Genomic DNA, 16,255 nt, shown 5'->3' with positions numbered 1-16,255 from the left:
ACCTGCCTTAAGCCGACAGATTCAGCAACACGCTCAACAGGCCGGTACGACCGTGTTTACCGTGCTGCTCAGTGCTTTCAAGGTCTGGCTGTATCGGATGAGCGGCCAAGCCAACCTGGCCGTCGGGGTGCCCATGGCCGGGCGTGATCAAGCGGAATTGGCGCCGCTGATCGGCTTTTTTGTCAATACCCAAGTGCTGCGTGATCAGTTCGCGCCCGAGCACACCTTTCAGCAGGTGCTGGCGCAGGTGAACGCCACCAGCCAAGCCGCTCAGGCCCATCAGAGGCTGCCGTTTGAACATCTGGTCGAGCATTTACAGCCTGAGCGTAGCCTGAATCATCATCCGCTATTTCAGGTGTTGTATAACCATCAGCAACGTGAGCAGGAGCGTCTCCCGCTCACGTCTGAGCTGACGGCCACCTTATTGCCCCATGAAGCTGGGAATGCCCAGTTTGATCTGGCCCTGCATACTTGGACCTTACCCTCGGGTGAGATCGGCGGAAACTGGCATTACGCCGCGGATTTACTGGATGCCGATACCATCGCCCGTTGGCACACCCTCTTTGAGCAGCTGTTAACGCAGTTACTGGCCGCGCCTGATCACCCGATGGGTGAGATACCGTTGATCAGCCCGGCGGAGCGCCAGCAATTGGCGCAGTGGAATGAGACGGCGGCTTCGAGTGAACCCGATAGCGCGCCAGTCCCCCGCCGCTTTGAGCAACAGGTGCAGGCGCATCCCGACCGGATTGCGCTGACGGTGTGGCAGCCGGATGGCCAACAAACCCAACTCAGTTATGCCGAACTCGACCGCAAGGCCAATGCCCTCGCTCATGAGTTGATTGCTCGCGGGGTTCAGCCCGAAGACACGGTCGCTGTGGCGATGATGCGTTCCGAGGCTTTGGTGGTGACCTTGTACGCCATTCTCAAAGCCGGTGCAGCCTATGTGCCGGTGGACCCGGAACACCCGCCTGCGCGGCAACAGCGCGTGATTGAGCAGTCCGGTGCGGGTTATTTACTGACCCATCATCTGCAGTCCCATCAAGCCATCGATACGACCGACTATGAGGCGATGGTGCATGAGATGATGGTGCCCGCTAGCGTCACGGTCTTACATTGGGAATCGCTGGATCTATCGGCTGGGCCGACCACTGTACCGGACGTGACGTTATATCCTCAGCAACAGGCGTATGTGATCTTTACTTCCGGCTCCACTGGCTTACCCAAAGGCGTCGCCAATACGCACGAGGCCTTGCTGAACCGCTTACAGTGGATGCAACAGGCCTATCCGCTGAGTGCCGAGGACAAGGTGCTGCAAAAAACGCCTTATAGCTTCGATGTGTCGGTATGGGAGTTTTTCTGGCCATTAATGGTGGGCGCTGAACTGGTGGTGGCCGCACCGGGCGCCCATCAAGACCCGGCCCAGCTGCATCAAGTGATTGAGCAGTCGGGTATCAGCGTGCTGCATTTTGTGCCGTCGATGTTGTCGGCTTTTGTGAATCATTTGTCGTTTGACTCCACAGATTCATGCCCATCGCTGAGGCATGTCATTTGTAGCGGTGAAGCCCTGCCGAAACCGCTACAAACACTGGCCTTAGCGCGGTTGCCGCATATCCAATTGCATAACCTCTATGGCCCGACCGAAGCGGCGATTGATGTCACCCACTGGACCTGTCAGCAGGATGATCCACGGGCTCAGGTGCCTATTGGTCGACCGATCACCCGCTTGCAGATTCATATTCTTGACCCGCAATTGAACCCGCAACCCATCGGGGTGCCGGGGGAGCTGTATATCGGCGGCATTGGCTTGGCGCGGGGCTACCACGGCCAGCCGGGGTTAACCGCCGAGCGATTTATTCCGAATCCTTTTATTCCGCATTCTTCAAATGACACGGCCTCTTCAGCCGTCGGTGAGCGCTTGTATCGCACCGGTGATCTGGCGCGTTGGTGTGCCGATGGCACCCTGGAATACCTGGGCCGTTTGGATCACCAGATCAAACTGCGTGGCTTGCGTATCGAGCTGGGGGAAATCGAAGCGGTGATGGCGAGTTTCCCCGGCGTGACGGAATCCGTTGTGGTCGCCCGTGATGATCAACTGGTGGGCTATGTGGCGCCCGCGGAACAGGATTTAGCTGCCTTACGTCAACATCTAGAGGCACAGCTACCGACTTATATGGTGCCGACGCACTTCATGGCCCTGGATCACCTGCCCTTGTCCGCCAATGGCAAGTTGGATCGTCAAGCGCTGCCGGAACCAGTCCGTCAGGAGGCGGTGTTTGAAGCGCCGCAAGGCCCAATTGAAACCACATTGGCCGCGTTATGGGCCTCGGTTTTACCGCTGGAGACGCCGGTCGGGCGGCAGGACAACTTCTTTGCTTTAGGGGGGGATTCCATTCTGAGCCTTCGGGTGATTGCCCAGGCTCAGACCCATGATTGGGTGATCACGCCCCGCGATATCTTTGAACATCAGACCTTGGCAGCGTTAGCCCGGCAGATTGAACAGCGTGATCATGATGCTTTGCAGCAGGCGCGCGCGCAGCGTCAGACCCAAGCGGTGACCTATGAGCAGGCGTTTCCGCTGACGCCGATTCAAAAGCGCTTTGGGTCGCAAGCGATGCCAGAGCCAGATCACTGGAATCAATCTGTCCTCTTGATCCCTGATGCGCCGCTTCATCTGGATGCCCTGGATCACGCCTTACACGCACTGGTTCGCCACCATGACGCCCTGCGACTGCGTTTTGATGCGGGGGCTCATCAAGATGACGACCAGCAAACGCCCGGCCAGTGGTATCAAGCGGAAGCGGCGCATGAGGACCTGCTGTGGCATCGTGTCTTGGACGCTTCGACGGAAGATCGAGATGAGGCGATGCAGCGTTGCTTTACCGAGGCTCAGCAAAGTCTGAGCTTGCATCAAGGGCCTTTGCTGCGGGCGCTGTATCTGGAACTGCCGGAGATGTCGGAGGCCCGGCTCTTATTGGTGATTCACCACTGGGCGGTGGATGGAGTCTCCTGGCGGATTCTGTTAGACGATCTGGTGCAGGCCTACCAACAGGTCTTATATGGGCAGTCCCCACAGCTGGCCCCAGTGGCCACGTCGTTCCAGTATTGGGCGCTTCAGCTACAACAATGGTGCCGCAGTGAATCTCTGCTCGAAATGGCCCCGTTTTGGCAGCGCTTGCCTGCCGCCCCCGGACTGCCGGGCTGTGACCCTGAAGGCGCCAATACGCTGGCGCAACGGGTCACGATCCATCAACAACTCAGCGTTGAGCAGACTCAGGCCTTATTGAGTGAAGCCCCTAAGGCGTTTAGAACGCAGATTAATGACCTGCTGCTGACCGCTTTAGGCCAGGCATTAAGTCGCTGGCGCGGGCAAGGCGAGACGTTGATTGCGTTGGAAAGCCATGGTCGCGAAGCCTTGTTTGATGGCGTCGACTTGAGCCGGACCGTGGGTTGGTTGACCAGTTTATATCCGGTGCTGTTGCCGGGTTCTGGTGACTTGGCGCATGACCTGAAAACACTGAAAGAACGGCTGCGTTCGGTGCCTCATGGCGGCCTCGGATTTGGTGTGTTGCGCGAACTTAAAGGCGAGTCCGCCTTGCCCGATGTCGCCGATATGCTGTGGTTTAATTATTTAGGTCAAACCGACTTAGGCCAAACCGATTTAGGTCAAACCGACTTAGGTCTGACCGATTCAGGGACGACAGCGGCGCCGGTCACTTGGCGGCGGGCGCCGGAAGTGCCGGGTCAGGCGATGTCGTTGCAGTCGCCGCTGGGCTATGAAATGGCGATTGAAGGGGAGGTGAGCCAAGGTCAGTTACGTTTCAGTTGCCATTTCAGCCAGGCCCGTTACCCGCAGTCTGAAGTCGAGACGCTGATGCAGGGGATGATGACGGCGCTGGATGAGGTGTTGGCGTTATGCCGCCAATATTCCGGCGTCACCCCATCCGATTTCCCGTGGTTGCCCGCGAGTTTTGATCAAGCCGCGTTGGATGCTTTGCCCGTGCCCGCGGCTCAATTGGTGGACTTACTGCCGTTGACCCCGATGCAACAAGGGCTCTTTTTCCACAGTCAGTGGGAGGCTCAGGCTGAAGGTCAATGGGAGGCCCAGCCCTATACGAACCAAGTGGCGGTGACGCTGGATGGGGTGACGCCCGATCAACTGGCTGAGGCTTGGACGGCGGTCTTGAAGCGTTACCCGGTATTGCGTGCGGCCTTTTTAACCGGGCCAAACGGGCAGCCGGTGCAGTGGCTTCCCGCGCAAGTGTCGTTGCCGATTCAGGTCACGTCATATACGCATTTAGCCGATGCTGATGCGATCGCTCAGACCCTCGAAAAGACCCTCGAACAAGCCCAGGCACAAGCCCAAGCGACCCCTTTTGCGATGGATCAGCCGCCCTTAATGCGTTGGCATTTGATGGCGTTGCCGGGGCAGCGCTGTCATATGATCTGGACCTTCCATCATATTCTGTTGGATGGCTGGAGTTGTGCTCGCTTGCTCAGTGAGGTGATGCAGCAGGTGCGAGGGCAATCGTTAGCGCCTGCGGCCGATTACCGCCCTTATTTTCAGTGGTTGTCACAGCGTCAGCATGAGGCCAGTGAGCGTTTTTGGCGCGCTCAGTTGGCGACATTGAGCACCCCGACATTTCTCGCGCCCACCTTACTCGCACCCACCTTGGGACGACAGTCGTCTCAAGACCGGCCACCGGTGTACGAGCATCGTCAATGTGTGCTGGATCAAGACGCTTTGACCGCCCTGGCGCGGGATCACCATGTGACGCTGAATACCCTGGTACAAGCGGCCTGGGCCTTATTGCTTCAGCGTTATACCGGGCAGTCACAAGTGACCTTTGGTGTCACCGTCGCGGGTCGCCCGGCTGAAGTGGCGGACATTGATCGTCACTTGGGGTTATTGATCAATACCCTGCCACTGGTGTTGGCGCCGGGGCATGATGCGGATCGTGAAGGGGAAGCCACCTCAACACTGGCCCAGTGGTGGCCGCAGCTGCAACAACACAACTTGGATTTGCGTGAACATGACACGGTGCCGCTGTACCAATTACAGCAATGGGCTGGGCAAGCCAGCGATCAGTCGTTTGCGGGCCAGTCGTTGTTCGACACCTTATTAGTGTTTGAGAACTTCCCGGTCGATGAGGCGTTGCGCGCCGAAGCCGGTTTTAGCGATTTAACGATCTCAGAGCACACTCACTATCCGGTCAGTTTGGCGGTGGAAGCTGGCGCGCAACTGGTCTTGCACTTGCATACCAATGCCCAACAGGTCGCCAGCGCCGAAGCCGAGGCCTTGCTGACCCATCTGCAGCACCTGCTAGACACCTTTGTCGACATGCCTGATCAGCCGTTAGACCAGCTCAGCCTGTTAACCCCTGAGGATCAAGCCACTTGGCACCAATGGAACAGGCCTTCTGATCACCGGGGTGATGACGAGCGTTACTCAGTTGATGACGAGCGTCATGAATGCCCCGCACTGGACCCACGTCCGTTATACGCGCAGATCCTCGCTCAGGCGCAGCAGCGACCGGAGGCGGTGGCGTTGGTGGAAATGGGCCCACAAGCTGAAGCCGGTTCACAGGCTCATGTTCAATCGATCACCTTCGCCCAGCTGACCGAGCGGGCCAATCGATTGGCGCATTGGCTCATCGCGCAAGGGGTGAAACCCGAAAGCCGAGTCGGGGTGGCGTTCAATCGTGGCATTGATCTCTTTGTCACCTTGCTGGCGGTGCATCAGGCGGGCGGGGCTTATGTGCCGTTAGACCCGGATTATCCGCTGGAACGGCTCAGTTATATGCTCAGCGATGCCGGGGCGGATCTCTTATTGACCCATACGCCGACCGCTGCGCTGATGGGTGACCTCTCAGTCGGCCGTCAGGTGAATCTGGAGTCACTGGATTTAACCGATCAGCCGACCACCGCACCGGAAGTGCCTTACCATCCGCAGCAACTGGCGTATCTGATTTATACCTCGGGCTCAACCGGTCAGCCCAAAGGCGTGGCGGTGGCTCAGGGTGATCTGGCGATGCACTGCCAGACCATTGGGGCACGCTATCAGCTCACCCCGGAGGATCGAGAATTACACTTCCTCTCGATCAGCTTTGATGGGGCTCATGAACGCTGGTTAACGCCGCTCAGTTATGGCGCGCGGATCGTGATTCGAGATCAGCGTCTTTGGAGTGTGCAGGAGACCTATGAGTGCCTGATCGCACAGGGCATTACTGTGGCTGCTTTCCCACCGAGCTATTTGCGTCAGTTGGCCCAGTGGGCCGAAGTGCAAGGGCGTGCGCCGGGGGTTCATACCTATTGCTTTGCCGGTGAAGCCTTCAGTCGGGAGATGATGCAGCATGCCATTGAACACCTGAAGCCGAAGTGGATTATCAACGGCTATGGCCCGACTGAAACCGTGGTCACGCCGACCTTGTGGCGGGTGGCCGCCGATGAAGCGGATTTCAACAGCGCCAGTGCCCCGATTGGGGATCTGGTCGGTGTACGTCAAGGCTATGTGCTGGATACGGATCTGAACCTACTGCCGCCCGGCGTCGCCGGAGAGCTGTATCTCGGCGGCGCTCTAGCACGGGGTTATTTGGATCGCCCGGCTCAGACCGCTGAACGCTTTGTCCCCAACCCCTTCCGAGCCGGTGAGCGCTTATATCGCACTGGTGATCGGGTACGGTTAAACCGTGCGGGCCAGCTGGAATATCTGGGCCGGATGGATCAGCAAATCAAACTACGCGGCTTCCGCATTGAACTGGGTGAAATTGAAGCGGCGCTGGCCGCGTGTGACGGCGTCGATGTGGCCTTAGCTGTTTTAAAAGAAACGGAGAGCGGATCACGCCTGGTGGCGTACGTTCAGCCCAAGGCTCAGGGGCAATCGCAAGATCAGGTGGACGTCAGTGAAGCGTCGTTTCAAGCCGACCTTCAAGCCCAGCTGCGCGACCGCTTACCGAGTTATATGGTGCCGACCCATTGGGTGATGATGGCGCAGTTGCCGACCTTGCCTAATGGCAAGTTGGATCGTCAGTCGTTGCCTGAGCCGGTGGTGTCCTCGGCGACCCAGGCGTCGCCTCAGACCCTGATGGAGCAGCGGTTGGCTAGGCTGTGGTGTGAGCTGTTGGCGCTGGGTTCGGTGGGGCGGTATGACCACTTCTTTGAACTCGGCGGCCATTCGCTGCTGGCCACGCAATTGGTCTCACGCTTGCGATATGAAGAAGGCCTTCAACTCTCGCTGCGTCAGGTGTTTGAAACCCCATGCCTGGCGGATATGGCGGCGGCTTTAGACGGCGCCGGTGAGCTTGAACACATCCCCGGCGCGCGGGATCAGATTCCCGCCCGCCATCAGCAGCGGGGGATGCAATCGTTTGCTCAGCAACGTCTGTGGTTCTTGCACCAGCTTGCGCCGAACTCTAGTGCTTATCACTTGCCGGGCCTTTTGGCCTTGCAGGGCGCGTTGGATGTCGAGGCGTTGCAGCGTGCCTTAACCGCTTTAAGCGCGCGTCATCAGATTTTAAGCACGGCCTTATTGGGCGGCATGCCGCCGCAGCAAGTGGTTGAACCGGTGGCGTCGATTGAATTACCGGTGATTGACCTGCGGGCTGAGCCAGAACCGGCCATTGCATTCAAAGCGCATACGCAACGATGCTTCACGCAGCCGTTTGCACTTGATCATGGCCCCTTGTGGCGGGTGCAGTTGGTGCGGCTGGGCGAGACGGACTGGCGTTTATTGTTGTGCATGCACCATGCCTTATCGGATGGCGCTTCTGTGCCGATTCTGTTGCGTGATTTGAATGCCTTGTATCGTCAGGCATTGGGGGAGTCGAGAGGCGATTTGTCTGATCGACCTGAATTGTCTGATCGACCTGAATTGTCTGATCGACCTGAATTGTCTGATCGACTTGAATTGTCTGATCGACTTGAATTGTCTGATCGACCTGAATTGCCCGAACTGCCGATTCAATATCTGGATTTTGCTCATTGGCAGCGAGAGTGGTTAGCCGGTGGTGAAGGCCAGCGTCAGTTAGCCTTCTGGCAAGCACAGCTGGGGGATCATCAGCCGGTACTGGCGTTGCCTTATGATCGGCCGCGCCCGGCCCGGCCTTCTGAGGCAGGCGCGCGGCTGCGCTTTACTTTGGCCACGGAGACGAGCCAAGCGTTAGTGGCGATGGCATCCGAGCAACAGGCGTCTCCTTTTATGCTGCTGTTGACGGTGTATCAGCTCTTCTTGGCGCGCTTGAGTGGGCAAACGGACATTCGCGTTGGGGTGCCGATGGCTGGCCGCCAGCGGCCTGAAGTGCGAGATTTGATCGGGCTCTTTGTGAATACTCAGGTCATGCGGGGTGAGGTGCAGGCTCACACGACGTTACGACAGCAGTTAGCGAAGACCCGTGACACCGTCTTGGCCGCTCAGGCGCACCAAGATTTGCCCTTTGAACAGTTGGTTGAGGCATTACAACCCGAGCGCGATTTGAGCCATAACCCGCTGTTTCAGGTGATGCTGGATTATCAGCAAGCGCCGACGTTGCCTCCTCAGTGGCCGGGCCTTGATGTCCATATTGTTGAGACCGAGGATCTAGGGGCTCAATTTGATCTGGCCTTGAATCTTGTGGCCGAAGCCGATGGCCGTTTCACTGGTGATTGGCATTACGCGACGGATTTACTGGATGCCGATACCATCGCCCGTTGGCATACCTGCTTTGAGCAACTGTTAACGCAGTTACTGGCCGCGCCTGATCGCCCGATGGGTGAGATACCGTTGATCAGCCCGGCGGAGCGCCAGCAATTGGCGCAGTGGAATGAGACGGCGGCTTCGAGTGAACCCGATAGCGCGCCAGTCCCCCGCCGCTTTGAGCAACAAGTACAGGCGCATCCCGACCGGATTGCGCTGACGGTGTGGCAGCCGGATGGCCAACAAACCCAACTCAGTTATGCCGAACTCGACCGCAAGGCCAATGCCCTCGCTCATGAGTTGATCGCTCGCGGGGTTCAGCCCGAAGATACGGTCGCTGTGGCGATGATGCGTTCCGAGGCTTTGGTGGTGACCTTGTACGCCATTCTCAAAGCCGGTGCGGCCTATGTGCCGGTGGACCCGGAACACCCGCCTGCGCGGCAACAGCGCGTGATTGAGCAGTCTGGTGCGGGTTATCTACTGACGCATCAGAGGGTGGAGCTGACCTTATACGAGGACTTGCCTCAGACCTCCATCACGGTCTTACATTGGGAATCGCTGGATCTATCGGCTGGGCCGACCACTGTACCGGACGTGACGTTATATCCCCAGCAACAGGCGTATGTGATCTTTACTTCCGGCTCCACTGGCTTACCCAAAGGCGTCGCCAATACGCACGAGGCCTTGCTGAACCGCTTACAGTGGATGCAACAGGCCTATCCGCTGAGTGCCGAGGACAAGGTGCTGCAAAAAACGCCCTACAGCTTTGATGTGTCGGTATGGGAGTTTTTCTGGCCATTAATGGTGGGCGCTGAACTGGTGGTGGCCGCACCGGGCGCCCATCAAGACCCGGCCCAGCTGCATCAAGTGATTGAGCAGTCGGGTATCAGCGTGCTGCATTTTGTGCCGTCGATGTTGTCGGCTTTTGTGAATCATTTGTCTACTGAGTCAACCGCATCGAATTCATGCCCATCGCTGAGGCATGTCATTTGTAGTGGTGAAGCCCTGCCGAAACCGCTGCAAACATTGGCCTTAGCACGGTTGCCGCATATCCAACTGCATAATCTCTATGGCCCGACCGAAGCAGCGATTGATGTGACCCACTGGACCTGTCAGCAAGATGATCCACGGGCTCAGGTGCCGATTGGTCGACCGATCACCCGCTTGCAGATTCATATTCTCGACCCGCAATTGAACCCGCAACCCATCGGGGTGCCGGGGGAGCTGTATATCGGCGGCATTGGCTTGGCGCGGGGCTACCACGGCCAGCCGGGGTTAACCGCCGAGCGATTTATTCCGAATCCTTTTATTCCGCATTCTTCAAGTGACACGGCCTCTTCAGCCGTCGGCGAGCGCCTGTATCGCACCGGTGATCTGGCGCGTTGGTGTGCCGACGGCACCCTGGAATACCTGGGCCGCTTGGACCACCAGATCAAACTGCGTGGCTTGCGTATCGAGCTGGGGGAAATCGAAGCGGTGATGGCGAGCTTCCCCGGCGTGACGGAATCCGTTGTGGTCGCCCGTCATGATCAACTGGTGGGCTATGTGGCGCCCGCAGCACTGGGTTTGACCGAACAGGACTTGACCGCCTTGCGTCAACATCTAGAGGCGCAACTGCCGAGCTATATGGTGCCGACGCACTTCATGGCCTTGGATCACCTGCCTTTGTCCGCCAATGGCAAGTTGGATCGTCAAGCGCTGCCGGAACCGGTCCGTCAGGAGGCGGTGTTTGAAGCGCCGCAAGGCCCCATTGAAACGACGCTGGCGGCGTTATGGGCCGATGTCTTACACCTGGAGGCACCGGTCGGGCGGCAGGATAACTTCTTTGCTTTGGGGGGCCACTCCTTGCTGGGGGTGACGCTGGTGCATCAGATTGAGGCCGCTTTGGGCGTCACCCTGTCGCTCGGGACCTTGTTTGAAACTCACACCTTGGCCGAGTTGGCGGCGTCGATCGCGCATGGTGAGACGGCATTACCGGCATTACCGGCATTGACGCCTAGGCCCAAGCCTGAGTATGCGGTACAGGCGCCGCAGTCATTTGCTCAGCAACGGTTATGGTTCCTGGCGCAATTGACGCCTGAGAGTGTCGCCTATCATCTCCCGGCGGGGTTAAGCCTGACCGGGGATGTTGACCCTGAGGCGCTGCAACGCGCTTTGGATCGGCTGGTGGCCCATCATGCCATACTGCGCACGCGCTTCATGCCCGGTGATTTATCCGCCGGGGGCGCTCAGGCTGCTAACGGGCCCGTCGGTCGGGCGTTAAGCGGGCCAGCGAAGGCGTTGCCGCAACAACAGATGCTGCCTGATTTCCGGATGCCGCTTGTGCAAGCGACGGTCACGCCCGAGGCCTTTGAGGCCTATCAAACCGAGGTGATGCAGACGCCGTTTGACTTGGAGGCGGCGCCGCCGTGGCGGGCTCATTTGGTCCGTCTCTCCGACGCTCAGGACGACGACTCGGCGGAATGGCGCTTATTACTCTGTGTGCATCATATTCTGGCCGATGGTTGGTCTCTACAGCGTTTCTTGACGGCCTGGGTAACGGCTTATCGTGAAGAGCTGTTGGCTTGTGAAGAACGGTTGTCTTGTGAAGAACGGTTGGCTTGTGAAGAACGGTTGGCTTGTGAAGAACGGGCCGGTCGTGAAAAACCGCAGCATGACGTTGCTGCATCGATGCCCGGGCTTGCCCTTTCGCGTCAGGCTGACTTGAGCTACGCCGATTATGCGGTCTGGCAGCGGACTCAGTTGGCGCCCCACTTACAAGCGCAATTAGCCTGGTGGCGTGACACCTTAGCGGATGAAGGTGATGAGGCACCTGTGTTGGCGTTACCGACGGACCGTCCGCGTCCGGCGGAGCGGGATGGGCGTGGTGCGCGTTATGGTTTTGAGTGGCCGTCATCATTGGCCGAGCGTCTTCGACAACAGGCCAAGGCGCATCGAGTGTCATTGTTTACGCTGATGCTCGCCGGGTTTGAGGCCTGGCTTTATCGGGTTACCGGGCAGGCGGATTTGCGTGTGGGCATCCCGGTTGCGGGGCGTGACCAACCCGGCACTGCCGAGATAATGGGCTGTTTTGTCAATACGCTGGTGTTGCGCACCGAAGTGGCCGGGACGCTCAAAGGCGTTGATCTGCTGTATCAGGTGCAACAGCGGATGCGCGGCGCACAAGCCCATGCCGATTTGCCCTTTGAGCAGCTGGTTGAGGTGTTACAGCCTGAACGGAGTTTGAGTGTGAACCCGCTCTTTCAGGTGAGTTATAACCATCAGGTGCTGGATCAATCGGCGTTATCTCAGTTGCCGGGTGTGACGGCGCGACCGCTCGCTTGCCCGGCGGAGCAGGCGCATTTTGATTTGGTGTTGGGGACTCAGGAAGATGACACCGGCCAGCTGACGGGCTACCTCGATTATGCGACGGATATTTTAGACGCTGACACCGTGGCCCGTATGGGCGCCCAGATTGTGACGATCTTGACCCAGTTCAGTGAGACCTTAGACACGCCGTTGCATCAATTGACGCTGTTGTCCGAGGCGGATCAGTTGATCTGGCAACACTGGAATACGCCTTCTGATCACCGGGGTGATGACGAATGTCATGAACGCCCCGCACTGGACCCACGCCCGTTATATGCACAGATCCGAGCACAAGCGCAGCAGCGACCGGAGGCGGTGGCATTAGTTGAAATGGGGCCACAAGCTGAAGCCGGTTCACAGGCTCATGTTCAATCGATCACCTTCGCCCAGCTGACCGAGCGGGCCAATCGATTGGCACATTGGCTCATCGCGCAAGGGGTGAAACCCGAAAGCCGAGTCGGGGTGGCGTTCAATCGTGGCATTGATCTCTTTGTCACCTTGCTGGCGGTGCATCAGGCGGGCGGGGCTTATGTGCCGCTGGACCCAGATTACCCGCTGGAACGGCTCAGTTATATGCTCAGCGATGCCGGGGCGGATCTCTTATTGACCCATACGCCTACTGCTGCGCTGATGCGTGATCTGTCGGTCGGCCGTCAGGTCAATCTGGAGTCACTGGATTTAACCGATCAGCCGACCACCGCACCGGAAGTGCCTTACCATCCGCAGCAACTGGCGTATCTGATTTATACCTCGGGCTCAACCGGTCAGCCCAAAGGCGTGGCGGTGGCTCAGGGTGATCTGGCGATGCATTGCCAGACCATTGGGGCACGCTATCAGCTGACCCCGGAGGATCGAGAATTACACTTCCTCTCGATCAGCTTTGATGGGGCTCATGAACGCTGGTTAACGCCGCTCAGTTATGGCGCGCGGATTGTGATTCGAGATCAGCGGCTCTGGAGCGTGCAGGAGACCTATGAGTGCCTGATCGCACAGGGCATTACTGTGGCTGCTTTCCCACCGAGCTATTTGCGTCAGTTGGCCCAGTGGGCCGAAGTGCAAGGGCGTGCGCCGGGGGTTCATACTTATTGCTTTGCCGGTGAAGCCTTCAGTCGGGAGATGATGCAGCATGCCATTGAACACCTGAAGCCGAAGTGGATTATCAACGGCTATGGCCCGACTGAAACCGTGGTCACGCCGACCTTGTGGCGGGTGGCCGCCGATGAAGCAGATTTCAACAGCGCCAGTGCCCCGATTGGGGATCTGGTTGGTGTACGTCAAGGCTATGTGCTGGATACGGATCTGAACCTACTGCCGCCCGGCGTCGCCGGAGAGCTGTATCTCGGTGGCGCTCTAGCACGGGGTTATTTGGATCGCCCGGCTCAGACCGCTGAACGTTTTGTCCCCAACCCCTTCCGAGCCGGTAAGCGCTTATATCGCACCGGTGATCGGGTACGGTTAAACCGTGCGGGCCAGCTGGAATATCTGGGCCGGATGGATCAGCAAATCAAACTACGCGGCTTCCGCATTGAACTGGGTGAAATTGAAGCGGCGCTGGCCGCCTGTGACGGCGTCGAAGCGGCCTTAGTGGCGGTTTATGAAGGGGATGCAGGCGCTCGTCTGGTGGCGTATGTGCAGCCTGAAGCGGCGTTGAAAGCTGATCTTCATGCCGATCTTAAAACCAGTCTTCAAACCGATCTTCAAGCCCAGCTGCGCGACCGCTTACCGAGTTATATGGTGCCGACCCATTGGGTGATGATGGCGCAGTTGCCGACCTTGCCTAATGGCAAGTTGGATCGTCAGGCGTTGCCTGAGCCGGTGGTGGATCAAGCGTTGCACGTTGCGCCGGAAGGGACGCGGGAGTGCTTGCTGGCCCAGTTATGGCAATCCTTGCTCGGTGACGTGGCGGTCTATCGGGAGAGTCATTTCTTTGAGTTGGGCGGCGATTCCATTCAGTCGCTCAGTTTGATTACGCATTTGCGTCAGGCTGGGTGGTCACTGACGCCGAAAGCGATCTTTGCGGCGCCTCAGTTATCCGCGATGGCGGCGGCGATGACGCCTCTTGAAGGCCATGAGACGGCATCGGCCTCTCCGGCGAGTCAAGGGGTGCAGATGCTGACGCCGATTCAAGCGCATTTTTTTAGTCAGCAGCCTGAGTTGATCGAGACCTTAGAGGCTGACGCGGCTGACGCGGCTTATCAAGTGCTGTCGCACTGGAATCAGGCGCTTCTATTAACGGTCACGCGCGCGTTAAGGCCTGAGCGGATGGCTGAAGCGGTGGCGGCTTTGCTACAGCAGCATGATGTGCTGCGTTTGACCTTCCTCGAAGAGGCTCAGGCGCCCCATGGTTGGCAAGGGCATTATCAACGCCATATCGCGGTGGAGTCGGTGTTTCAAGTGGTGGCGCTCACTGATGAAGGTGAGATCACGCCTTATTGTGAAGGCGTTCAGGCCGGGTTGGATCTGGCGCAAGGGCCGTTGGTGGCGATTCGGTTGATTCAGTTGCCCAATGGGGCTCAGCGCTTATTGATGGTGCTGCATCATTTGCTGGTGGATGGGGTGTCCTGGCGCTTGTTATTAGGCGATTTGGCCCGTGCTTATCAGCAGTGTGAAGCCGGGCTAGTGGTCGCGCTGCCCTCATCCGCGACGTCGTATCAGCAGTGGGCACATCAATTACAGCAAGATGCACAAGCGGGGCGGTGGGCCGATGAGCGCGACTTCTGGCAAGCGCAAGCGCAGCCTGATGCGACCATGATGAGGGCCGCGTGGCCGGTGACTTGGCCTGAAGGGCGTCGTCAGCAGCGGGATCTGGTGCATTGTCAGTGGTCGTTGACGTCGTCGGACACCGAGCACTTATTGCGCGCCACGCTGAAGCATTATGAGACTGGGATTGAAACGCTCTTGCTGACGGCGTTGACCTTGGCGTTGAAGGCGTGGGGGTCGATAGAGCAGCCGCGTATTTTGATGGAAAGCCATGGCCGTAATGGGTGGCGAGAAGCACAGGATGTTAGCCATACCGTGGGCTGGTTTACGGCGCTCTATCCTCTGCGCTTGCCCAAGGCCGGTGCTCTGCTGGAGACCTTGACGCTTGTCCAAGAGGCTCAGGCGGCGGTGCCGGGTCAAGGGCTGGGGTTCGGGGCTTTGCGTTATTACGGGACGCCGGAAGACCAAGCCCTTTTACAGGGGGGGGATCAAGCGCCGCTCGTCTTTAATTACCTTGGCCAGTTTGATTTGACGCAGACGGATGAGCGCTTCCAGGTCGCTCCGGAATCGATGGGGGCTTGTATCGCGCCGCAAGCGCTTTGGCCGCATGAGGTTGAGATCAATGGCCAGATCCATAACGGGCAGCTGACCTTGAACTGTCGCTACAGCCATCAGCGCTATCCGCAAGCTCAGATGGAGGATTTGCTGGGACGGATGGGCGATTACTTGCAGCAGTTGATGCGCCGAGTGCCGATGGCAAGGCCCGATGTCGATAAGGCCGAGGGGGGCTCAAGCTTATCTCGGCAGTCGACGTTGAATCCCTTGCTGCATTTAGGGGGCCCGGCCCAGAGTGCGACGACGTTGTTCTGCCCACATCCGGTGAGCGGTACGGTGGTGGGTTATTACACCCTGGCGCGTTATTTACCGGCTCACTGGTCGGTGTGGGGCATGCAAAACCGGCAGCTTCAAGACCGTCAGTGGCGTGATGTCAGTCTGGAGGGGATGGCCAGGGATTATGTGAAAGCATTGCGGACTCAGCAGCCCCAAGGGCCCTACTACCTACTGGGCTGGTCGATGGGGGGCGCCTTGGTGCTGGAAATGGCGGCACTGTTGGAGCGGTTAGGGCAAACGGTGGCGTTTGTCGGGTTGGTGGATGGCTATGTGCCCGGGGCGGGGGTGACGTCACGCGGTCATGAAGAACCGTCATTACCGGATGATGTTGCAGAAGACGAGTGGCAACAGTTGATGACATTGGAGCGGCATATGCGCAGGCTGGCGCGTCAGCATCGTCGAATCCGGTCGATTCAAGCGCCTGTCCATGCGTGGTGGGCGATGCAATCACCAGAGAATAATGCGGGCGCTGAAGCATTGCTGACAGCCGCGCTAGGGCAGCCGTTGGCGGCTTCTGAGGGATTGGATACCGATCACCTTGGCATTATTCGTCACGCTGATTTGTTGTCGGCGCTCACCCAGCGGTTGGAGTCTGATCGGTTGGAGGTTCATCAGTTAGACGTCCATCGGCTGGAGACACCGTCATAG

At 58.5% G+C, this 16,255-nt stretch carries 1 protein-coding gene (only partly in view); it reads left to right on the top strand.

Annotation, left to right across the window (positions count from 1 at the left end; translation table 11 throughout):
* On the top strand, window positions 1-16,255 hold the 3' portion of the coding sequence (locus BFW38_RS10010) for a non-ribosomal peptide synthetase (protein WP_068998392.1). It extends 812 nt beyond the left edge of the window; only the last 16,255 of its 17,067 coding nucleotides appear in the window; its start codon lies beyond the left edge, outside the window; the stop codon is at window positions 16,253-16,255.

The sequence above is a fragment of the Terasakiispira papahanaumokuakeensis genome (assembly GCF_001709345.1).
Lineage (GTDB): Bacteria > Pseudomonadota > Gammaproteobacteria > Pseudomonadales > Halomonadaceae > Terasakiispira > Terasakiispira papahanaumokuakeensis.
Note: the sequence above shows the minus strand (reverse complement) of the source record. Positions and strands in the feature narration are given on the sequence as shown.